We start from the raw sequence: 25,175 nt of genomic DNA, 5'->3' as shown, positions 1-25,175 counted from the left end.
CGATCATGGTGCAGCGCGTCGTCTCGGCTCAGCTGTTCGGAGGCCATTGTGGCGACTCTATTTCGCCGCCTTCCAGGGTTTTCGAGAATCTCGTCACCCACCCGGCCTCGGCGGTATAGGCATCCAGGTCGAAGCCGTGCACGGAGGTCACTGGCTCGGAGCATCGATGCCGTCGATGTCATCGGCCCCCATCACCGCGCCGAATGTCGCGATGTCCTGGGCTTGTGTCTGGTTCGACGTCCACCAGATCAGGTCTCGCAGTCGACCGGATCCAGTCGCAGCGCGACGGTGTGGGGCGCGCGTGGCGAGAGCGCTGTGGCCCGCGGAGACCGCAGCGATATTGGACAGCGACATGGATGGCACCCGGTTCTCCGGATCGCTGTAGAAGCAGTAGCCGCCGTGGACTTGCTTGAGGTTGAGGACGGTCGGCGGCGTCATGGCCCTGAGGCGGTCCGCGCCCCACGGCCCAGCCGGGTCGGCGCCGTGGCTGAAGCCGAAGTACCGATCCGCGACCTCTGGGGTATCTCCTCCCGCCTTTGTCACCGGATCGCTGTCGTCGGCCAGCACGTAGACGTTCTCGGCGCCGATGCCGAATTCGTCGGCGTGCTCCATCGGCCCCGCGCCCGGGGAACCGGTGAGGACAATCTGATCGAAGTGGTCGGCGAGGCGGCCCTCTCGCCCCGCGTAGCAGAGTGTGGTCGAGCCGTAGCTGTGTGCGACGATGGTGCGCAACTGTGGCGCCGCGGCACCTCCGGGCAACTCTGCCCATGCCTCGCGGGTCGCATCGTAACCGACGATTTCCGCCGCAACGATGTCGGCTCCCTGCTCGGCGAGCGTCGATGACCTCGCTTCATCGACTGTGTTCGGGTGGTGGTAACCGATGTCGATGAAGACGGCCCTGGGTATATCGGGCTCGAAGCGCGTCGCTACCTCATACAGTGGGACACCGGATTTCGCCCGGATCGGCAATTTCTGCAGCGTGGTCCCGACGCCACCGAGATGGCGGGTCGCGTGCAATGCTTTGTCGGCGTCGCCCACCGAGACGATGCTGCGGCCGTCACCGTCATACGCCGTCGCGTCGAAGGCGGTCAATTGCACTGGGGGAGAGCCGATATCACGCACTTCCTGCTCGATGGCGGCGAGGTTCTGGGTGGTCCTGACCAGGTTGGTCAGGTGCAGGGTTTCCGCGGGGGATAGCGTGCGGCCGCGGAAACCGTTGTGTAGCAACCCGTTCACCACAGCGAGGAGACTGCTGTGATCCCCGTCGGGCCTGCGTTTCAGGAAGGTGTTGAGGTCGCGGGCGATCGATCGGCGGTTCGCCGCATCGCGCACCGAGTATGGAACGCCGTCGGTATTGCCGATCACATGCGGATGCACCGCGACCAACGCGTCCTGCTCGTCGTCGGTCAGCGCATGCCACCATCGTGCGATTCGGATTGTGCGAGTTCGCTTTTCCTCGACCAGGCGGTCAGGATGCACCGGCTCTGTCAGTGACGCCACCGACGCGGTACGCCCGAGGAAGTCACGCAGCTTTGCCAGCGCGCTCTGGGCGAGGCGTCGCTCCTCGGATGTGGGTTCCGGATCGGGCGGCAGATAGGTCTGGACCTCTTGTTCGTTCGTGCCGTCCACACCGAGATCCTCGGCAGGAGCAGCTTCGGAAGTTCGGGGGGTCCGAAGTTTGTTGCTGACAGTCTGTTTCAGTGCCGACCAAGGCGTGCTGCCGTTATCCGACGCCCCAATGCCGTTGCTGCCGAAGCGATTCTCTACCGCCCACGGCGGAAGGACTCCTCGAACGGGCGCGACGGCTGCATCGACATCCACATCGCCACGGCCCGCGTCCACGGATCCTTCGAGCAGCGAGCGGTCGGCGGGCATTGCTCCTCGGCCGGGGCTTGCCGCGCCACTTTCCCGACTCTCGGTGTGTGCGGTCGCGGCGTCGTTGATCGCATCGGTAGGCACGGGGGGTGTTTCGGGTTCGGTTGTTTCGGCGGGGGGTTGGTCGCCTGTAGCCGCGCCGGTCGGGTGGGTGGGTCGAGGTGATGTCGGTGTTTCGGGCGTGGGGTCCTCAGGTGTCGGATACTCGACGACAACTGCCGACCGATTCAGGATGATCCAGACGTCGGCGGTGCCGGGCTCCCGCACGTAGTAGGCGTCGTACCCTCGGGCGGCCGCGTAGCGGCCTTCATCGGAGAGGATTTCCCGCCTGAGGGAAAGATCTCTGCGGCGGGTGCGTACGCCCGTGGTCTGTTCCTGCGCGGTCAGCATGCGCTCTTCGTAGTCGAGAGTGGCTTTCTCCCCAGCCATTTCGGCGCACAGATCAGCGAAGTCGATAGTTCGTGCATCCGGCCGTAGCGCCATCCGGATGACACCTTCGGATCGGTCGTCGGCATCGCCGAGTGCGACGTCGATGTCACTGCTGGCGTAAATCCCGATACCAAAGGAAGAACTGGTAGGTATCGCGGGGAGGTATCGGCCGGTCCGGAATTCATCGGCATAGCGTGAATCGCGCACACCGCGGAACAACTCCTGCCAGCCGGCGGCTACGACAGCATCGATTTCTTCGGGTCCGGCAAGAGTTGGTCGGGTATCGAATCCTTGAGCTCGCGCGATGTAGGCCATGGCCGGATCTTCAATGGGATCATCTATGTCGACGGGTGTATCGACCTGTTCGGAAGCGGCCTCGCGATAATCGAGTTGATCGAGCAGATCCCGGCCGCGAGCAACCTCCGATGTTTGTGCTTCGGCCGCCACCTGTGTGACTCGGTCGGCATCGCTGCCTTGCGGCACTGTGGTCACCGCGAGCGCGATGCCGCCTCCAGGAGGTGCTGCGGCGGCTCGGTACAACTCGTCGTCTGTTTCCGTACGGGACGCTGTGTCGTTCGGAATTCGAAGCTCGAACCATGATGCTTGGCTCCAGCCGTCGACGGGATATCTGAAGTATTCCACGCCGGACCGTATGTGGGGCGAATTACCTTCGGTCGCAACAGGTTCGGGTGCGCCGGCCAGGTGATCGGTGGTCGCTTCGCGCAGAGTGATACGCACGAGTTCATGTGTTGTTTCGACGGTGATATGGAGTTTGCCGATACGCCGCTGCAGCGCCTCGGTCACCGCATCTTTCAACGTGGAACAGGCGGCATCGACCAGGTGCGAAGGCAAGCCGAGAAGCTGTCGGGCGAGCCAGTCCGCAGCCTCGGTCAGGGTCTCCTGGCTCCACCGGTCATATGTACTCGCGCGCACAACGTGTTCCGGGCCTTGTGTCGTTGCGGCGGCTTCCCGCAGACCGTGGGCCTGTTCCGCCCGCAGGTTCTCGGTGGGTGGCGCGCTGCTGTCTTCGGTCCACGTGACCCCCGACGCGGCAAACCAGGCCGTCAGTTTCTCGTGGACGACCGCCAGCGCCGCGACGCCACGTTCCTGATCTCGTCCCAGACTTACCGCGCCGTACCGGGCGGTGAATGTGTCACCGTGCCTGGGCAGTTCGATGGTGACCAGGACGGGCTCACAACGTGCCGGAGTAATGAGCAACCGCATCGATATGGTGTCGTCTGTCATTTCGAGACCGGCTAGTTCGACGCCGAAGACAACCCCGCGCGTGCCGGTCTGTTGGGCGATACCGAAGCCAGCGACCAAGAGGTGGGCATCGCGGCCGCGGTCGCGCACCAACTCCTCGACCGGCATATAACTTGCTCGGCCGCGCCACAGCAAACCCTGGTGCTCACCGCCCATGTCATCGATTCGCAGTCGGGTGAGATCCGCCCCCGCTTCGAGCAGCGCGTCCAGGATCTGCACCGGGTTCATCGGATCGGTATTCGTCTCACCGACGATGATCAGATCCGGCTCCAACGCGGTGAGTGGACCATTCAGCGCCCATGTGCCGACGCCACTCACATCCGCGATGGAGCCACCTTGCGCGATGTATGTGGCAAGCAGATCTTCGTCCCAGGCGAGCGCGGAAGTGACGAAACGACCGTTCGCCATCAGCAGGAATGTGGTGCCACGTGTGCTCTCGGTGTAATAGGGCTGGTTATCGGGCCCGAGGAACCATCCACGAGAATCGACGGTGGGCCACACGAGGTCGACATCGGTATCCGCGCCGGTCGGTGGGGTGGACACGGCTATCGGTTGGTACCCGGATCGGCTTGGTGCTGCGACCTCGTGCGCGGGTGCGGAGGAGATGTCCGCGGAGGTGGCCGTCGCGGATTCCCGCTCCGGACCGAATCCGTCGAACACCACGCCCGATTCGGCCAGCCACGAAGCGACCCGCTCGGTATGGAACTTCTCGATCGTGGCGGCGAATTGCGCCGGGTCTGTGCCGGGGACCAGATCGGTGTAATGCGCTGTCTTGGTGCCATTTTCGCGGCTGAGAACCAGCGTGAGTTCGCCCGACCAGCCGAAAACGGAACCCACCGACAACGCGATCGCGAGTCCGTTGGTCGTAGCTTCCCAGTGCTCGACATCGACCCAGAATTCGACGTCGCCACCTCGGAGCATCGAGCCGGCGCCCGCTTCACCTACCAGGGCGGCCACGCCACGTCGATCGAGCAACTGGTCGAAGGTCGGCACCCCGGGAGGCCGGACCGCGCGCCAGAGCTCACCTTGGAGGTCGTCGTCGAATTCGACCGTTCGGATATTCACGTGCTTGGCGATCTCGAATTTGCATTGGGTGATGAATTTCGGGTGCCTCGTGGATTTCGGCAGCTTCGCGCTGCCGGGGGTGATTCGGATTCTCTTGCCATCGGTGAGGTACCAGTGCCCGAAAGCGTATGGAAGATGGCCGGCTTCGGGGAAGGAGCTGTGCACCATGACGTGTGTCGCCGGGTAGCGGATCGTGCGCTTCCCCTCCGGCGTGAAGAAGAAGACGGCACCATCCGGGCCGGTGTTATACGCCACGTCGTCCTCATCGCGAACAACGCCGTCCGCATCGAAGTCGACATCATCCCATTCGACATTCTCGGCCAGTTCCGGAAGGTACGGCAGGTCATCATCCAGATCCGCCAGTTGGTACCGCGGCTCGGTCGAAGCAGGCTCCGGCTCGGATCGCGGAGCGGACTGCCCGTCTCCTCCGCGTACCCAGCCACCGTCCGCGGCGCGGGGAGTGTCGGCTTGTCCGGACTGCGGGGCAGGACTGTCGGCGGCCCCGGGTCGCGTCTGCGATTCGCCCGCCGGGCCGAAGAACATTGCCCGCACACCGGGCAACTGCGACACCCCGGTAGCGAGCACGTGGTTGGCCCGCAGCACGCCCTCGCCCGGATTGCGCAGCTCGATCCGTTCGCCGCCGTCCTCGGTAACGCGTCGCACGAGCAAATGGGCGCGGTCGTCGCCGGTATCCGATGGCTCGACAACTAGTGCCGATATGCCGTCGCCGAGCCGGTCTCCCTGGCTGTCCAAACTCCGCCCCAGTGCCCGCAACTCGGCATCGACTGCACCGATATCGGTGAAATGCTGTAGGCGGCCGCCGGTTTCGGCCTCGAGCACGTCGGCGACGGTGTCCTCGGGGCGTAGCTGGGCGGGCACCGTGACGTCGTCGCGGCCGGTTACGTCACGGAAGTCCTGCAAGAGCAGCAATACATTTCGGGCGTCCGGCCCAGCGGCGGCCAGCATCTTCGCCCATCGCGCCAAAATCGGTGCGGGCGATGAACCGTCGCGGGTCACCGTCAACCAATGCAGCACTCGCCCCGGATAAGTCAGCGGCAACGATACTTCGACCGCACCGGCCCGTGCCCCTTCGGGCAGCCCCTCGATCGGGCCAAGAGCTCCGGTAGCGGGAACGACGTGCTTGAATGCGTACGCGGGCAGCAGCGCCAGCCATTCGGCGAATCCCATATCGGCCGGGATCAGATCTTCGCTGACATACAGGTCGAAGGCCGCACGCAGCATGGCCGGTGCCATATCGTGCAATACCCAGTGGGAATTGCCCGCCACCACATGCAGGAATTCATGGTGGACGATCTGGTAGACCATGTCCTCGGTCGACTGCGCGTAAAAATGTTCGGCTTGCAGCCGTGCCCAGCGCTGCGGTGCCTCCGGGTCGGTGAACAGCTCTCGGTTGACAAAGATCGACGAGTAGTGATCGATGTGACCGTCGGTCGCGGTTCCGTAGCAGTCGGTCCGACCGAATGCGCCGGCGATGCCATCGAAGCCGGTGTCATCGAACCAAACGTCACGCAGGCCGTGGCGGCCGCCATATTCCGCGACCCCGTCGCGCAACGCGCGTTCGGCGGATTCGAGGGCTGCTACCGGGATTGCTTTCCACCCGTGGACGCGGATGTGGTGATCTTTGTACAGTCCGCGGACGATGCGTGCCTTGGCCTCGAGTTCTCCCGCTGGCGGTGGTTCGGTGGGCGTGTTGTCGGTGTTCAGGGATCGCGGCTCGTCGAATCGGGCCCAAACCTCGCCCCACTGTTCGACATTCGAGTCTGTCGCCACGGCGAGTGGCGCCCGTACCTGTGGTCCGATCTGGTCATGATTGTGTAGCGGCACGTGCCAGGTGAGGGGCCTTTTCTGGGGATCTCGCTTGGGGCGGTACTGGTGTACTTCGAAGGACACGTGCAGCGATCGGTGATCCGCCTCCGTCTCCATCCGCAGCGTGAGTCTTGCCATCATCTCGTGCATGGCCAGGTCTTTGATATTCCTCGGAAGGTTGCCCCAACGTGACGAGGTGCTATAGCCGACGATGTAATCGATCGCACTGAGCCCAGCCGCGCGCACCAATTCGGCAGCCGCCTCGATCTGACGCGGATCACGCCAGCCACGCTCGCGCATCATGTCGCCGACGGCCGCCGCGACCACCTCCACGTCCTCTTCCGAATGCAGTTGATCGGAGTCGTACGGAAAGAAGTCGAGGGTCAGGTCCGGGTCCAGGTCCCCAGGTTTCGCGGGCAGCTCGTGCACCGCCGCCACGGCCGCCTCATCCGGCCAGGGGTCGAAGGACAGATCCGAGTAGTTGAACCCGCTCGGCGCATCCGAACTCCAGACTGCCGAATTCTGCTGCGCCGCATCGGTATCGGGATCGTCGTCGTCCTCGGGCTCCTGATCGCCGCCCCGGGTCCAACCGTAATTGCCGAATGCGTTGAGTTCACCGAGCTTCGGAGCCTGCTTGCGCACCCGCTGCGGCTTCTTCGGACCATCCAATGGCTCATCGCCGTCCGCGAAAACGAATGGGCCAGCGGGCGCGGCATTCTGCCGTGGTTCGGGATCGGCCTCGACCCCTGGATCGGTCGGAGTGGGATCACCCGATTCTGGTTGGCTGAATGGCGCTCGGAGCCGTTCACCGGGGGCAGCCGCCGGGGGCGGTTCGGTTGCCTCGGGCAGTCCGGTCGCCGCTGGCGGCTCGGCAACCGGGGACGGTTCGGTCGCCGTCGACACGGGTGCCGGTGCGCGTTTATCGGACCATGGCGTTGGACCAGTGGACTCGCGGCTCCACGGTGTGCGCGGGAGCGATTGCGCGCCTTGGTGGTTCGCGTGCGCTTCGTCACCGACGCCCGGCGCGTTGGCGAAGCCGAGCCACGGGTCGCCGACACCGCCGCGCTGCATCGGGATCGGCGCACCTGCCGCGTCCCGCGCGCGCTTCGGGTGCAGGTCGAACGCCTCGGCCGGATCGGGTGGGTGGCCTGCCGTTGTGGGTAGAGCGCCGGCGGGATCAGGCGCTTTCCCGCGCCCTGGTGGTTGCGGCGGTGCCAGTTGGGTTCGGCTCGGTGCGGGACGTGCGGCGCGCCCGACTTTCGACTCGACCGGTGTGTTCGCTGGGGACTGGGGTACCGCTGGCCCGCCGGGGGAGAGCGCGGGCGGGGAGGGCTCGTCATGGACGGCTGCTACTCCGGGCGGCATGGATTCCAGCTCAGCGGCTGCGTCGTTCCGTGGGGTGCCCGCGTACTCGCCGCGGCTCACCGCCAGTGCGATCCTCGACGGCTGACCCGAATCGTCGTACGAGGTCATCCATGGGATGCCTGCCGCTTCCAGGTCGCGAAACAGCTGATCATCGGGCGGCATGCGATGGAACACGATGTAGGCGATTCTGGGAACCGTGGCAGCACCATTGTGAATCTGGGCATGAATGATGGCGTTCCGGAGGAATGATTCACCGGCATAATCGCGGTGGATGCCTTCGAGACCGAAATAGCCGAACTCGCTGTGGTGGCTCGGTGTGGCGCCGAAGGATTCGGGCTGCGGGTCGGTGATCGGGCTCGGTATGACCTGTGTAAGCAATGGGCTGCCGACACACGCCGTCGTACTTTCGGCCACCGATGATTCGAATACGACGTCGACGTCGCCGTATTCGCTGAGGACAGTGAGAAACGCGTCGACACTCCAATCGCCGCGAGTCGTGCGAATGCGCGCATGGACCGGCCGCAATTCCGCCGGCTTATCGAGCGCCGACCCGAACAACTCCTGCTCGAGCCGCGCTCTGGCCTCCACCGGTATTTGTGCCATTCCGCGTTTCCCGGCAACCTCGGCCAGCGTTTTGAATCTGCCGCTCACGAGAATCTTCTGGAGAGTCTGGGCTTTGACGCGAACGACGATCTCGCCGCTGAATGCTTGCCTCAGCAGTTCGGTCATCACCAACGCGAGCTGTTCCGGCGTGATCCCGTGCTCCGCCGCCAACGCCGCGGCACGACGCGCATTCCCGACATAACGCTCGGCGTAGGCCCGGTCCGCGTCGTCTTCGATAAGCCGCTGCGCCTCGGCCCGGAGTCGTTGTGCATCAGGATCCCCGGTCTGCTCGGCATCGAGAATCCGCCGAAATAGTTCCACCGCTTCATCACTCGGTCGTCCGCGGAACTGCGGCGCGGGGGCGGCGAACTGATGGTGCGGTGGATCCGACGGTGCGCTGGCAGCAGGTGCGGAGGATGATGTTGTGGGTTGCGGTTCGGGCCAGGTTTGAATTTGGGGAATCTGATCGGGTTCGGATTGCGGCTCGGGCCAAGTCTGTTGCTGGGGAATGGGATTCGGCGGCGCGGACACCGCAGGGCGCGTCGGGCCGAACGCGGCCAAAGCCGCGGCCAGATCGAGGGCTTTGCGATCTGCGGCCGCGTAGTCTTGGAGCGCAACCGCCAGTTGCAGGTCCAGCACGGCTGGGGTCTGGGTGCGCCCGCTCCCATCAGCGTGAAGCATGTTGTGCCACTCCGCGAACCACGATGCCGTCGCGCGGAAGTTAGCGACCAGCAGTGCGAGCCTTTCCGGGCCGATCAACGCTGCCGGTTGCTCCATGACGGCGATCAGGGCCTCGAGCGCTGCGAAATTATCTTGTAGCCACTCATAACGGCTCAGGGCTCTGTCCATCGCAGAGCTGTTCGGATCCGCGGCATCCGCGGCTTCCGCGGCGGGCACCAGCTCCTCGGCGATCCGCTCCGAGATCATCAGCAGCACATCGAAGTCGATGCCGTCCAGCAGACCCGTACCATCGGCCCGCACAGGCGGGTCGGCCGATAGGGCGGCCAACTTCGCCTTGATCTCCATGAGGTCACGCATAGCTTCGTGGAAGCGGTCCTCCGCCTTCGTTCCCATCGAAACCCGCTGGGCCGCAGTGGGCTCCACCTGTCGGGTCTCGGCCTCCGCCGCAAGGACCCTCGCTGCCGCATGCAGCCAGTCGCCCACCGCGTCGGCGAAATGGTCCAGCAACCTCACCCGGGCGGTGGGGATCGGCGGGTTCGGGCCGCGCTCGACAGCCAGCCGCTCGTCCAGTAGGGCGAGTGTCAGCTCGAGTCTTGCGAGCCTCGTATCCGCTTGCGGCGCCCCATTATTCGAATCGAACACCGCATCGGCATGCTCCGCTGCGACCGCATCACGCAGCGCCTGCAAACGGTTGACGCTGTTCGGGACGGCATAGGGCGATGGGCTGTCAGTGTGTTCTGTGCTCTGAGCAGCGTTGGATCTATATGCGGGGTGACTCTGTTGTCCACTCGCCGCGGCCTCGGGCATTGTGCCCGAAGCCGATTCGCCGTCTGCCGGGTTCGGCGTCGAAAAGCCCGGATCGACCGGGCCGAAGTTGTTGGGTACCCGAAGCGCGGGCGGTGTGGGCGAGTGGTTGGGCTTGGAAAACGTCACATCGACGATGAGGTGTTCGCCGACGGGGCCGGTCAAGTGGTTGACGGTCACCTCGGTGAATCCCATGTCACCGGCCATCTTGCCGGTGAACGTCCGGCGTGCCGCATCCTCGGGGGAAAGCCCCAGATCCTGTCTGTACGCGTTGAAGGTGTCGATATTGTCGGAGAAGCTGTCGTCCACCGACCATGGAGCACGGATCGCGCGCACGTGGGATCCGATCTCGGCCATCAAGTCTCGGAACATCTGTTGGCCCGAGGGTGTGCCCTGCGCCGCAAAGATCTGGAATAGGAGGACACCCTCTTGATCCACCCATCCGTGGATGCCGTCGTTCGCACCGGCGCGGTAAGTGTTCGAGTATGTGGCGACTGCGAGATGAGCTTGGCGAGCCAGGTATTCGGCGGGTGTTTCGGCCGCGGGAACGGGTTCCCCGGGGAAGTAACGGTCGCCCCACACCTCACGTGCCTCGGCGCGGGCCGCTTCCGGCGCTCCCCGCGAGTTCGACACCTCCTTGGGATACAGCTTCGCCAAGGTCGACCATTCGTTTTCCGCTAGCGGCCCGTCGATGGTGCGGGGCGGATCGAAGTCCAGTGCCGTCGCCGCGCGGGTGGGCCGGTCGGGAATACCGTCGGGAAAGTGCTCGGGGAATCGGTCGGAGTCGTGTCGGCCGAGCAGTCTGCCCAAAGCCTGTTCCGCCTCGGCCCGATCCGCCTCCTCCACTGGCGAATACACCAGTGCCCGCGTCTGCTGCGTAGCACCCGACCCCGGTACGTATTCGTGAATCATGCCGTCGTCGGTATCCGGATCGCGCACCTCGACGACCCTGCGGCCGTCGTAGACGAGCGTTCTGGCGCGGTCCACACCATCGATGCGTTCCAACACCACCGCGGTCTGTCCGGGCAGTCCAGCCCGCATCAGCTGCTCGGCGATCTGGTCGGCCGAACCGAGGTCGCGCAACTCGGCGCCCGCTTTGTCGAGTGCCGCGCGTGCTTCCTTGGACAGCGCGCTCAGATCCCGCGGCGGTTCGGCGGCTTCGGTAGTGGGCGGGTTGGGACCCGCCGCCACTGCGGGATCGGTACGGGCGGTGGTCTGGCGCTCGTCGGGAGTTGTGTCGGCGTGCTGGCCGCTGGTCTGCTCGAATGCACTCCGTAGATACTGCATCGGGTCGGTGAGGTCGCCCGGCTTTGTGAACAGGACCGTAGCGCTCGTGTGCTGCCCGGGTGGCCCCTCCGCGTCGATGATCGACACCCCCGGGAAGCCGGATCGCACGGCCATCTTGCCGGTGAAGGTATTGCGCGCCGCGTCCTCCGGGGACAAACCGCGCGCTATGCCCTCGTTGAAACTGTCGATATTCGACGTGCCGATCGGGTCGGTGACATCCCATGAGCCCGCAATCGCTCGTACCTGACCGCCGATCGAATCCATCATGTCCGCGAACATGACGTGCCCAGGGGTACTCGGCCCCCTCCGCACCTCGAAAGCCAGTAGGCCGTCTCCATACACCTGGCCCTTGATTCCGGCTTCGTCGCTGCCGTCGTACCTTCTCTCGAACTCCCGCGGTGCTTCGTCTGTGGGCGTGTCGGCCTGGTCGGGTTGCTGTCTACCGCCCCGGGTCGCGCCGCCGCCGTTGTTGTGGAGCACGCCGAGCTCGGGCACTCGTTGGCGGGCCGGCTTCATCCACTCCTCTTCGCCGTCCCAACGTTGTTCGCCGCCCCCGATCGCGAACGGGAGGCCGCGCCCTGGCAGCGGGCGTGATTCCGGAGGGGTGCTGTTAGACGCGGTCGCGGTGTTCGTTGCGGTTCGCGCGGGTGTCTGCGGCGTCGATGCTGGCTGCGCCGCAGGGGGGATGCTGCCGCGCCGAACGTTCGGAGCAGGGTCGGGTGCTGCCGTCGGTGTTTCGATCAGATCGGTTGTTTCAGCCTGGGCGGATAAGCGCTCAGCGCGTCGCGATGCGGCACGCCGATCCGGGTTGTGGAAGGCCATGAACCACGGGATGCCGGCCTGCTCCAGTGCGGTCCGCAGTGCGTCGTGCGGCGGATCACGATGGAAAACGACGTATTCGATATCGGAAGCCGTGACGCCGCCGTGGATCTGGGCCTCGATATAGCTGTTATCGGTGAACCTGGGGCCGGCGTAGTCGCGGCCTAATCCCTCGAGTCCGAAGTAGGCGAGTTCACCGTGGCCTCTCGGCGTGGGGCTGAATGATTCGGGCTGCGGATCGTCGACGCTGCTGGGAATTCCCTTCACGCCCCACGGGTCGCCGACGCACGCCGTTGTTCGTTGCCGCACAGTCTCTTTGAAGACGACATCGACATGGCCGTGCTCGGTAGCGCTTTCCGGCTCGTTCGTCCAGTGCCCTCGAGCCACGCGAACGCGTGCGTAGACGGGCCGCAATTCCACCGCGAGGTCGAGTGCGTATCCGAACAGCTCCTGCTCCAGCTGTGCTCGCCTGACCAAATGTGTATGTCTGAATGCCTGCTTCCCCGCAGTTTCGAACACGGTCTTGAACCTGCCACCGATGAGAATCTGATACAGGGCAAGGCCATTGGTGCGAGTAACGATGTCGCCTGCGAACAGCTGCTGCAGCTCATGGGTCATCTCCACCCTGAGCTGTTCCGGCTCCATCCCCAGTTCCGCCGCCAACGCCGCCTCCCGGCGCGCATTACCCATATAACGCTCGGCATAAGCACGGTCCCCGTCATCGGGGATGAGCCGCTCCGCCTCGGCCCGCAGTTCCTGCGCCCGCGGATCACCGGCCCGCTCGGCATCGAGAATTCGCTGGAACAGCTGCACCGCGGCATCACTCGGCCGACGGAACGCCGGAGCGCCGGTGGCGGCGGGCCGCTGGTCGCCGGGTGTGGCGGCCGCCTCCCGTATCGCGGAACCGCTTGTGGCCGAATCATTTTCGGGAAAAGTATCGTGGTTGGCGGACGCCTCCGGGGTGTCGTAGTAGAACACCGCAGGGTTGAGCCCATCGGGTCCGAGCACGCCTGAGGTCCGGCGGCGGGGCGTTCGGACGTGTCCGTCGAATACGGCTGGGTCGAGTCCGCCGACGTAGGACTCCACCGACCCGGGAGGCAGTCCCGGGTCCGGACGGCCGCCCCCGGGGGGCGATCCACCCTCCGACGGCGGTCGAGACTTGCGTAGCCGCTTGATCCGTTGGACCCAGCTCTGGGGGGCATTGGGGTCGTTCAGGTTCGCCGACCCGTCGAGGATCATGCGGGCGATCCGGTTCCCGAGACGCGCCAGGTCGGAATCCGTCATACCGCGGAAGGTTCGAGCGATCGCATCAGATGCGCCCCCGACCCCGTTCGGCGCCGGGACTCGCCAGCCTCCGTCGCCGTCGGATTCGAACGTGACCTTGAAGATCCATGCGGGTGTCTCGATGGAGGCGGTACCGAACTGTGCCGAACCGGGGGTCCGCAGCGGATCGGCTGCCGTGTCGGTAGGTACCGGTAGCACCATCTGGCGGGTCATCAGCCGATAGGCGACCTCCGCCGGGTGCGGCGCCTCGAACGAATTCGGATCGGCCGCATAGGTTCTCGCGGCGAGCTCGACGAATTCGGGTACCAACCTGCCATTGCCTGCGAAGCATTCCGGAGGAAGCTGACGCAACCAGTCGCCGAAACCGAGACCGTTGAGATCCTCCAGGCCTTGCTCCGCGAGCAGATCCGGACGCGTGCGGTACAGAATGTACTCACGCAACATTTCGGCCGCCGCCTCACCCTCAGTGGGGTGACGGGACGCCCCCTCCGCGACGGCCTGTGAGATCCATTGGAAGGCAGGTAGGCCGCCGAGACGCAGCACCTGTTGGTAGTAGATATCGTATCTGCCGTCCCACAGGACGTTGGTGAATCTCGGATGCTTCAACATCAGGTCATTCACGGTATCCATGTGTTGTCCGGGCGCCGCCGCGACAACTAGCCGTCCCCGGGCTCCTGGCCGCGGGAACTCGGCTACCCCATCGACGTCCGGCACGCGCACGCCGCCGGGATCCGCGCGCAGTTCCTCATCAATGGCATGGCGAACCAGTTCGGTCGCTTCCTCCTCCGACAGCTCCGGCGGCGACGCGCTGTCGACGGCCGGGTGTCCGTCCGCCGCATCGGCCGCGACAGGTTCCGGCCACGGCCGATACGCGTGGAGGTTGTCGTTGGCATACTGTGCTACGTCCCAGGCGATCTCGGCTTTCTCGAGTCCGACGCTGTCGATGTGCTTGCGGACCGCGGCAATCCCGGCCTGCCGACGAGTAGCGTCGTCCTTGCCCGCCTTTTCGGCCTTCGCGTAGGCATCGACGAAAGCGCGCTCCATGGGGCTGACCGGTACGAAGCGACCCGCATCGCGCAGCATCCGGAACGACTCGATCTCCCGCACATATCGGAAACTGGCCTGTTCCCGCAGCTCCGGAGTGTCCCCGCGCTGTGGCGGTGCTGGCGGCGCTTCGGCTTCGCTTAGCGAAAGTCCACGTGCGGCAAGCCATTCGGCCTGGTGGAAGGTGTCGAAGTCGTTCCCATCGATGCGTGGCCCGAACTCGGTGAACTGTGCGTACACCACCCGGCGCGCCGCCTGGAATGCCGCGGCGTTGTGCATCGCGGCGGTGACCTGAGGATTGTTCTTGTAGGTCTGTCGCGCGACTTCCAGCGCCCGCCCGAACGCGTCGAAGTAGAGCTGCCAGAACGGGTTCGCTTCATTCGGGTTGGGTTCGGCGTTGGACTGGCGCAGACGCTCGAACTCGAAGGCCCGCACGTAGGCCTCGGCATGCCGCTCCCGCATCATCTGGATGTACTCGTCGCTCGGCATGGCGAACCGATCGAGCGGACTTCCCGCCGCCGGGCGCCTCGCGATCAGGTGGGCAGCGCGGACCAACTCCATCGCCTGGATCCGCCGCGGCAAGCCGTAATGGAGGACAACGGTGTTCGATGCGGCGTCATAGCCAGCGGCCGTTCCCAACTCGATCGTTCTACCTGGTGCCCACGTCAAGTGGGCTGCCCGCTCGGTGCTGAACTGGATGCGCACACCGTGCCGCTGCAATATGTTCAGTGTTTCGAGGCCGATATCGTTGGTGGACAATGTCTGCATCACCCAGTCGAGCGCGAACGCCGCTGCCTCGGCGAGAGTTGTCGATGTCCACGGTGCATCTGAGAGCAGCGCTGCCTTATCCGGTCGCCGCTGATCCGCGGGCCACTCCTCCGTCCGACTCGCGGGCTGATAGGAGGTGAACAGGTCACCCGACTCGGTGATATAGACCCGTACCCGGTCGGTCCGGACGTTCGGCAGCTCCGGCTCGGCATTGCGGGCCGCGCGCATCTGCGTATTGAGGTCGGCGTGCGTTTCCAGCACTACGATGGCGTCGCCGAGGACGGCGAGGTAGTCGGTGACCCAATGGCCGCCGGTGGCAACCACTTCGGCGTCCATCATGTCGTGACCGACGATTCTGGAGATCTCCCGGGCGACCCCGTAGAACTCTTGGTGGGCCCGCGAATGCTGTGCCGTCAGATCGGCCAGCACCGTCAATTCGAACGGTGGTTCTTGTTGCCGCTCGAGTTCATCCTTCTGTAGCTGCTTTAGTTTCGTCTGCCGGGAATAGTCCGGATTCAGCTCGGGCACCGTGCGGCCTTGCATCCGGTACTGGTGTTGTAAGCGCTCCAGCGCCCGGTCCCAATCACCCTCGATCCGGTGCAGTATCCGCTGCGCCGCCGCGTGCGCACGCACCAGTCGGTCCACCTGCCGCGCCGACTCGGGCGACGCCGGAACATAGTCGCGCAACCCATTTGGGGGTTGTGTTCGTTGCAGGCTGTCCCAATACCGACCGCTACTGTCACGATCGCCGTCGAACAGTTCGCTCGACAAGAGCTCCGCTACACCAGCGGCCCGCCCGATGTGCCGCAACTGCCGGCCGTCGAGATCCGAATCCTGTTGTCGCGCTTGTGTCACCGCGGCGTCGTAGGCGGCCAAATACGCCGACTCGTGCTCGCGCACGACCATGTTGTCCAGCGATGTAGGCGGCAGATCGTAACCCTGCGCGGCCAATTCGCGGTGAAACTCGGCTTGTCTACCTCTTGCCGCGGCTGCGGCCCGGCGCAGCGATTCGACGTATTCGGTGCGGTCGCCGTCCCGAACCCAGGACGTCTGCGACTCGAGTCGGCCCGCCTCCGCCTCCGTGACCAGCGCCGCCGCCTCGACGACCGCACTCGCCGCCGCCAGCGCGCCGCCTACTGTGTCGATGGTGATGACGGTCGTGCCTGCGTTCAACGAATTGTCGTAGTTCCCATACCGGATCGAAGCGCCGACAGCACGCAGCCCGGCCAGTGCCTCGCGCCCGGTCTCGGTGCGCCCCAACAACTCCTCGATGGGGCCTGCGGCCGGATCCGGCGGATGGTTCAACCAGGGTTCCGGGGTGGGTACTTCCGGTTCGGCACTCGCTTCCGGTTGGTGCGATACGCCCTCCGGCGGATCGGCTGCTGGATTTCCCTCGGCCGCGGAATTCGGTGTGTGTGGCTCTTCGTCGTCGCCCCACGTCCCACCGCCCGGTGGGCGGTTGAACACCACGGCGCCATCGGGGAGCCCGGCATATCCCGGGCCGCCGAAAGACGGTCGGCGTTGTTTGCGGACGTGGCGATCGAGCGCCTCGTCGACATCGACTTCTGCCGCAGGCAGCACCTTTCGCCGCGAAACCTGTTCAGGGCGTGCCGCAGGTGGCGCCGCCTGCGGTGATTGTTCGGTGCCGTCGATTACCACGACAAAAAGATCGGGAATGATTTGCCCCGACTCGTCTTCTATGCGGATGGACTCCAGCCTGGCCTTGAGTTCTGCACTGACACCGTTCATGAAGTGCCACATGATCTGCGGCCGGGCGCCATCTACCCAGTACTCGCGATTCAGATGCGAAATGTTGAGCTGTCTGCCTACCTGGCGCTCGAATTCCGCTACCGTCAGGCTGGTTTGTGCATCTGGTTGGGTGGTCTTTGCTTCGCGCCAGACTCTGCCCCCGTCGGTGACGACATCGATCTCGCCATCCAGCCGCTCGCCCGATGGCGTCTCGACCTCGACCAGCCGGCACACAGCGTCGACCTGATCGAATTGCGCGGCCAACCGGATTTCGGCGAGCAGACCCCGGATCACTTGGGCGTGCCCTTCCGCGCGGGTCTGATTCAAGCCGCCCGGGATGGGCTCTGCATCGTCGGTCGCACTCTCGACGGACGGTTCGGCCACCGCAGCGCGATGCGTAGCGTAGACCGCCTGCCAATGAGCTGCGCCCTCATCCGCCAGGTGTGGCATCCGCTCCAGCAGCGCGGCCAGCTCTGCCTCCACTTCGGCGAGGCTGCTATGGAGAGCATCCAATAATTCCTCGGACGGCATTCGGTGTTCGTCCTGGTACATCGATGCCAGTTGGTCGACGAAATTGGAATCCGCGCGCTCGGCGCCGACCTCTACCTTGTCCACCCATTGGTTCACATTTTGTGCGGCCTGGCGGTCGATATTCCTGTGCGCCGCCGGAGTCTGTATGTACGCATCGGTCGCCGCGCGGGCATCCCGCTCTACATCCGCTTCCGGAACGCCTCTATTCCTGAGGCCGACTGTCTTCTTCAGGAGGGAAACGCGATAAACGTTGGCCTCCACGACGCGCTGACTTTCCCGATAGCGCTCGAGGACAAGCTGTTTGGCTTCCTCGGTAGCGACCGGATCGGCACCTGCGTCGTCGATTCGAGTCAGAGTCGCCTGCAGCGAATCGGGCAGCGGCCGGTTCGGCGCGCTCGTAGCCGATTGCTGTGCCGCGGCCTGGTCGCCGAGCTGGGAAATCTGGGAGTTGAATACTCCCAGAAGATTTTTCAGCGCGGCATTACGAGCTGTCTGTTCCGCTACGCCAACACCGGCCGCTAACTCGTCTGTCAGTTCGACGGGCGCATCGGTGGGCTCAGGCACGCCGACGGGTGCGTTCGGCCATTGGTTGTGATCGGCCACTTTGGTGCCATGGTTGGTGCTCACGACGTAGCCTTCGTCGGCCAGCCCCTTATATACCAGTCCCACAGTCGCTGGCGACTTTCCGAGAGGGTCGGCGACTGCTTTGGCTGGGGGCAGCCGTGTGCCTTCTGGTATCGCGCCTGACCGGATCGCCTGGCGCATCCTCGTTTTCAGAGTTTCGCGCCAGCCGATGCGCTGCGCGGTTCGGGCCAGCTCCTCTGTCGGTGATTCTGCGGCGAGCTTGTCCAGCAGTTGCGGAGCGGTCAGTGGTAAATCGGCATCCGGTACCGGTTCGCTCGGCCATTGGCGGTGGTCGGCTACCGTTGTGCCGGCCGCACGGCTGCTTCGCAGAAAGCCTTCGGCTGAAAGCCCCTGGTACACCAGTTCCACCGTCGACGACGACAAACCAAGTTGGGTGGCGACTTCTTCGGCGGAGGACAGCCGTGTGCCCTCTGCTATCCGGCCTGACCGGATCGCCTGGCGCAAAGCCATTTTCACGGTGTCGCGCCAGCCGATGCTCTGCGCGACCTGTCTCAGCTCCGCTGCCGACGACTCCGCCGGGAATACCTCTAGCAGCGATTCTGCCCGGTCCGGCGCGCGCTCTTCGCGGGTGTCGGGGCTCTGTGGCCGCTGACCGGGCCGAGCCGAGGCGATCAGAAACTCGGCAGCGGCGTCAGCGATCGCGAGCACTTGCCCCATATCCATTGCGGGCGTGGCGCCGGAATCGGTGACGATGGCCAGCGTCTGCTCGGTGATATCGTGTGCCAGCTGTCGCTGGTCGTCCGGATCGAGCTGGACAACGCCGCGATCGACCGCCTTCGCTACCGCGTCCAATGCGCGGTCGAAGACCTGATCCGCTACCCCTGGAGTGGGCTCAGCGGTCGGAGCGACGAACGGGGCGGCGCCCAGGAATCGTGCGGCGGCTTCGACGAACTGCCTGATCTCCGGTGGCGCATCAGCGCGCGTGGCCAGTTCCCGCAACTCGTGCAGCGGATCATCGCTGGCCCTATCCCGCCACTCGCTGGTCGAGTCCGCCGTATCGAGCAGCGTGAGCAACTCCGTCGACAAATCCTGTGCCCTGCTGGCGAGTGCCGCACGCTCCGCGGCGGTCGTCGTCTCCTGGTTGCTGTTCGCGCGTTGTGCGTCGTATTCGCGGGTGATCGACCGCGCGATCCATGAGAGGAGCCGGTTCTCCTCGAGAGCCCGACGCTGTCCCTCCTCCTCTGCGAATCGCAATTCGACTTGGGCCTGGTCGAGTATTTGCACGACCGATCCGCGCTTCTCGAGCACCTTTGGGTCCACCCCGAGCGTTCTGGCGAGATCCGCACGCGCACGGTCGGTTTCGCTCAGCGAGTGTCCGCCGGATTGCCCCGGCTTCGGGCGCTTGGATTCGGCGGGCTCCGGGCTCACTATAGGCGGATCGGTGGGCTCCGGCACCGGTGGCGGCGGTGGTTGTCCTTTGCTGGGACGCTTTCGGGGCTTTGGTTGCGGGGTCGGTTTCGGCACCGGTGCGGGGGGTTCCGGCGCCGGCTGTGGTGGCTCGGATGGTGGCGGTTTGCGTTTGCGCTTCTTGGGGCCGCCGGCCGAGGCCTGGGCCATTGGGACAGGGCGTGCCGCTACCACCGGTTCCGGCAATGGCCCGGCGAGAGTGGTGGCGGGGACGCCGCCGCGGGTGGGCTGGACGGTGGGGTCGGGGATGTATTGGGTGCTGTCGCGGTTGAGTTGCGGGGCCGCGGTGGGATCGACTGGGGCGCCGGGCGTTTCCGGGTTGGGGGCGGTGGCGTAGCGGGCGGGTGGAGTGAGTTCGCTGGGACGGTCGGCGGGCTGGGCGGGTAGGTGCGGTGCGGGGTTATTCGAGTGGCGGGGCAGGGGTGGTTCGGAGTCGTGTACGCGGGGTTTTTGCCCGTTCCGGTCGTCTTCGGCGGGCGCGCCGGGGACAGCATGGTCCGGGATCGGGACCTGTGGTCGGTCGGTCAGGGGTATGGCGGGTCCGGTATCCGGCACGGCCGGGGTGGTCGGGTGCGGGACGATCGGAATCGCGTTGGGGGGTGGGCCGTCTGGTATGTCCGGTTGGCCGGGGATCTTGTAGGTGGTGCCCGGCGGTTTGGTGTATTCGTCGGGCGCGTTGTCGGGAAACTCGTCCACCTGTGGTTGGGCGGGGACGTAACTGGGCATCGGGGGTGTTACGACGGTCCCGATCCGATCGGGGAATTCCTCTGGCTCGCTGGGGAGTTCGTCGCCGCCAGCGGGGCGGCCGCTCATATCGCCGAGCGGTCCGGCCGCCCCGATCGGTGTTCGGTTGCCATCCGATGGCCCTGCCAGGGCTACCGCTTCGTGCGTGGGATTCGATTGTGCGACGGTGTCATTCGAATCCTGGGCGGGATGCGGCAGTGCCGCGGACGCGGCATAGCCGACAAAGTTCGCGTCGAGTGCGGAGTGCGGCGACACCGGCGGCAGCGCGTCGGCCGCTGATTTCGATGTGCTCGCATGTGCGGCAGGGGTGTCCGCATCGGAGGTGGGGGGCAGTGGTTTCGATTCGCTCGCATGTGCGGCGTGGGTGTTCGCGTCGGTGTCCGGAGTTGCCGGTGGGGTCGCTTCAGCGGTCGGTCTCGGCTCCGGTGTGTGGGTGGCAGAGGTGTTCGCATCAGGAACCGTGTGCGGCGATGTCGCTTCGGCTGTCGGTGAGTTTGCATGCGTAGCGGTGCTATTCGCATCAGAGCTGGTGTGTGACGCTTCCGATGGTGTGGCGTGTGTACTCGAATGCTCGGCACGGCTATTCGTTCCCGCGTTCGACTCCGTGGCGGTTGCCTCGGGCACCGCCTTCGACGCACTTGTCTGTGTGGCGGTGCTATTCGCCTCAGGCGCGTAAGGCGCTTCATCCGGCGTCGACTTCGGCGAGCCGGCCTGCGCATCCGTGCTGTTCGCATCGAGGGCGGGACGCGGCGGTTCCGATGCGGCGGAATCCGGAACCGAACTCGACGGGTCGGTCACTGGTTCGGGACCGTCGACCCCCAAACGCGCCAGGTCGCGGGCGAATCCGGCCTCGAAGTCCGAGAAACCCCGCTCCATATCGGCGAATCCGGATTCGAAATCCAGGTCGACCAAGGGCCGTTCGCTCTCGGCGGGCGATGGTGCGCCGCGCTCGAGGGTGTCGGTCCGGTGACCCAAATTTTCCAGGGGGTAATCGATTCCCGCTCGTGCCTGCGGCTCCTGGCCGGGCTCGAGTCGCAACTTCGGCTGGTCGCCGACGAATTCGATACCGCCGACCAGTTCCACCTCCCGCGACAACCCCTCCACCCAGTGCGCGACGGCATTTTCTTGGAACGTTTCATGGACCGCGCCGATGCGGCGGCCCTGTGCGTCCACCAGCCACTCCCGGACGGTGTTGCCCGCCATCTCGCGGACCATGGTGCCCTCGATGGTGACGACCCGCTCGCGAACCATGACCTGGCCCAGACTGTTCTTGCCGAACCCGGCGGCGTGCGCGCCCGCGCCATCCTTGAACTGCATGCCGACGCCGACCGTCTCACCGGTGCGTTGCACATGCTCGACCACCGCTTCGAGCGATTCGAACCCCCCGGGCCGCCAATCCGCGCCCAACGCGCGTGCGAACACATCACCGGGCACACCCTCGGCGCGGGTCATCTGCTCACCGAGCAGCGACGGGTCGATGCCCTCGTTGCCGGTCATTTCCTTGACGAACGAGACCACCTCCTCGGCGCAGTTCCGCAAACCCGCGCCCATTCCGTCCGCCGGGATGAACTGACCGCCACCGCCGTCCCCATCGGGAGTCGATGGCCCTGTGCTGCCATGCCGATCACCGGGCAAGGTCGAATCACCGTGGGAGCCGGGTGATTCCACGTCGCCACCGGACCGGTGACCGCCGTCGTCGGCCACTCCGGAGTCCGGCCTCGCCGCCCCCGACTCCGCGCCGCCGCGCTCCGGTGCGGCGGTATCCGTAGCGACATCACCGGTGGCGCCCCGTTGTTCGGCACGCATGACCGGCTGCTCCGTCGGTGGGCTGTCCCGATAGGTTGCCGATATCTCCGCGACCCTGCCGGGCGCTCGGCTCGGACCCGCGCCGCCGTCGGTGACGTGGGAGACGGTGGAGATGCGCCCGCCTTCGGTGGGTCCGTATGCCGGGGCGCTGCGCATCGGCAGCCCCTCACTCCCGCCGTTCCCGCGCCCCGAGGGCGGTGCCGACGAGTGCGGTCCCGAGGACGACGAACCCGGATCCGAACCCCTCGAAGGTGTGCCACTGCCCTGGTGCTGGGCGTTGCCGCCATCACCGCCTGGGTGGTGCTGACTGTTCAGGAACTCGCGAACCGCGTCGCGTTGCGGCCCGGGCGGATAGTCTTCGGGACGCAGTTCGCCCGCGAGTCTGCGGGAGATCTCCGCGCCATCGGCCATCATCTCCGGGGTGATATCGGAAGGCTTCGCTACCTGACCATCGTCGCCCCCGGCAACCGGCTCACGCACCGGGCCGGTATCCGCGGTCACCTCTGGCTCCGGCGTCACCCGCGGCACTCTGATTTCGCCGCTCGGGCCGACCTCCGGATGCACCCGCCCGGTGGCCGGTTCACCCGTGTAGGCGGCGGCTCGCCCGGCCCGCACCGATGAGCCGACGGCGCCGACGAGTCCGGCGCCGAGCCCGGTCAACGCCATGGTGCCGAGATCTTTGCCGCGCAACTCCCCGCCGGTCAGACCCCACGCCGTCAATCCGCCAGCGATTCCACCGGCCGCGCCACCGGCGGTGCTCGCTGCCACCACCCCGAGCACCTGGGCGGCCTTCGACGCTGGATTCGCCAGCAGCCGACTGACTTTGGGGGCGACGAAATGACCGACCCCGACACCCACCAACCCGCCGACCGCACCGGCCGCCGCCGCCACGCCCACCGACTTCCAATCGACTGAATCGCGGTGTCCCTGCATGATCTGGGCTTCGTAGGCGCCCAAACGGGGTACGGCACCAGCCACGACGCCCATACCAATCCCCTTCGCGGCCAGCATCAACCGCGGATGCCGTGCCGCGAACTTCCCACCCATCCCGGCCAAGCGGACCACGTCTTCGACCCGCGCGAGTTGCATCGCGGTCTCGGCCTCGGCCCGATCGGCGGCGGCCTTCACCGGACCGGCCCCCGGGATCATCAAATCGATGATCACCATCGTCAAAAGCACTGCCGCAACACCGATTACGGTGTACTGCTCCAGCTCGAGCGAGTTGGCGCCTTCGTACAGCTGCTTGGCCATGCCGTTGGAGAACGCGATCTGATTGCGGATATCGTCGGTGATCTGGCCGAACTGCTTCTGTATCGCGTTACCGGCTTCCCCCTCGATCGCCACCGCCAACCTGGCCGCCACCGCTTCGACTCGTTCCAGTAGCCGGGTGAGTTCACGCGCGGTATTCGCCCAGCGGTCGGCCAACAGCCGCATCGCATCCGGATCCCCCACCGGGAAATGCCCGATCACCAGATCCGTCAGCCATGTGGGGAACGAATCCGGAATCTGCACCGCCACTAGGCGCTCGACTGCCCGCGGGCGTTCTCGACGACCAGCCGATGCAGGACCTTCGCCGCTCCGCAGGCATCCGGTCCACGCAACTCGACCTCGGTGAACGCCTCGACCACTGCCGCACCCGGGTCGAAACGCCCGTGCGAGAAGCAGCGCCCACTCAGTTCGCCGCGCCACCCCCGGTAGCCGTCGACTACGCCAGCCAGTGTGTTGGTTCGGTCCCACGGCCCGCTGATGCGCCGGTACTCGGTGATCAGCGCCCGCTGCGCCTGTCGGCGTGGCAGCGGACCCGCCGCCGCTGCCATTATTCGACCGAGTTCGGTGACAACGGTCGAATACATCGGCCGTTTCCCGGATTCAGGTATGGCTTCGCCGGATCGTGTTGCGGCACGGAACTTTTCGTCCAGTAGGACCGGATTCGCCATGACGGTCCGGTCGAACAGTATCCACGGCGCGTCGTCGGCCGCGCTGTCGGACCGATCCCATGCCGATCGGGACACCTCTCCGTCACCGAGTTCGGTGATCTCGATGCCGCCGACTTCGAGGAATGGATACTTCCCGAGGATGTCGTCGACCGCCGCCGCCATCTCGTGCACCTGATGTGCCGCGATGCCCGGGGCATCGAATCCGGCGATCTGCAGCCCGTGCCTGGCCGCGAGTGCCTGCGCCGCCGTCAGTGCTCCCGGGTCGGTCCTGGCCGAAATGCGTCCTGCTTTGGCGGGTTCGCGCTTCGGCTTGCGGGACTTGGCCTCTCGGCTCGGCGCCGCTGGCTTCGCCACCCCCGGTTGTGGACTGGTGCGGCGAGGACGAAAAACCTGTCCCGGTGGGGGCGTGCCCAAGCCGCGAGACCACGGCGTGCCCGACATATTTCGTGGCGCGGCCGCATCGCCCGTGGGTTTGGACCACGGAGTATCCGTTGATTTCGGGGCGGCCGAAGTAGGTTCGGTGGCGGCCGGAGTCGCGGTGGCGGAGGGCATCGTCGGCGCAACGACGGGGGGCTGTGCGGGCGAGTCGGGTGTCGATTGTGCTTCGGGCGTCGCAGCACTCGGGCTCGGACTGCCGTCCACGGACTCGGGTCGGCCGGATACGGCCGGATTGCCGTTCGGCTGGTAATCCGGCCGGGTAGGTGAGATGGGACCGGTGCCGGCAGCATCAGGTGAGATGGGACCGGTGCCGGCAGCATCAGGTGAGCTGGTGCCGGGAACTGGCGATGCGGTGGTATGCGCGGCGCTGGGGTCGGCGGCCGTGGTGGGATTCGGATTCGGCTGTGCACCGATCGGCGACTGTGGGTATCGGGGGGTAGTCGGGGGGGAGGAGATCGGCCGGTCGGGCGACGAACCGAGCGCGGGGCTCGGCGCGAGGTCGCGAATATGGGAGCCGATTTCGTGGTCATTGTTGTGGAACGTGTTCGCGGTATCGGCGATACCTCTGCTCATTGCGCGCAGGTTGTCGACCAGGTTCTGGAATCCGGCCACCCCTTTTTTCGCCGCGGGCGCGTAGCTTTCGCCGAAGACCTTGCCGGGCTCGTCATCGCCCCAGCATTCGCCCTGTCGGTCGATCGCGGCTTTCAGACTCGTCAGTTCTGTCTGTGCCGTATCGGTGATAGCGTCGAGTTCTGGAATCAGCGCGCGCAGCGTGTCCGTGTCGACGCGCAACGACTGAGCCAT

The 25,175-nt window shown here is 65.8% G+C and carries 2 protein-coding genes; both read right to left on the bottom strand.

All coding sequences use genetic code 11. The features are described from left to right. Positions 1–147: 147 nt before the first annotated feature. Positions 148–23,514 carry a GntR family transcriptional regulator gene (locus tag ACHQ4I_RS31390; protein WP_420775494.1) on the bottom strand — a complete coding sequence of 7,789 codons (23,367 nt, stop codon included), beginning with the start codon at positions 23,512–23,514 and terminating at the stop codon, positions 148–150. After that, positions 23,514–25,175 carry a WXG100 family type VII secretion target gene (locus ACHQ4I_RS31385; RefSeq protein WP_420775493.1) on the bottom strand — a complete coding sequence of 554 codons (1,662 nt, stop codon included), beginning with the start codon at positions 25,173–25,175 and terminating at the stop codon, positions 23,514–23,516. The genes ACHQ4I_RS31390 and ACHQ4I_RS31385 overlap by 1 nt, the downstream gene beginning before the upstream one ends.

Source organism: Nocardia nepalensis (assembly GCF_048910785.1).
In the GTDB taxonomy this organism is placed as follows: domain Bacteria; phylum Actinomycetota; class Actinomycetes; order Mycobacteriales; family Mycobacteriaceae; genus Nocardia; species Nocardia nepalensis.
Note: the sequence above shows the minus strand (reverse complement) of the source record. Positions and strands in the feature narration are given on the sequence as shown.

What these genes read in the sequence shown, in the direction of transcription:
- ACHQ4I_RS31385 (WP_420775493.1), bottom strand. Translation starts at nt 25,175, where the DNA reads ATGGCTCAGTCGTTGCGCGTCGACACGGACACGCTGCGCGCGCTGATT.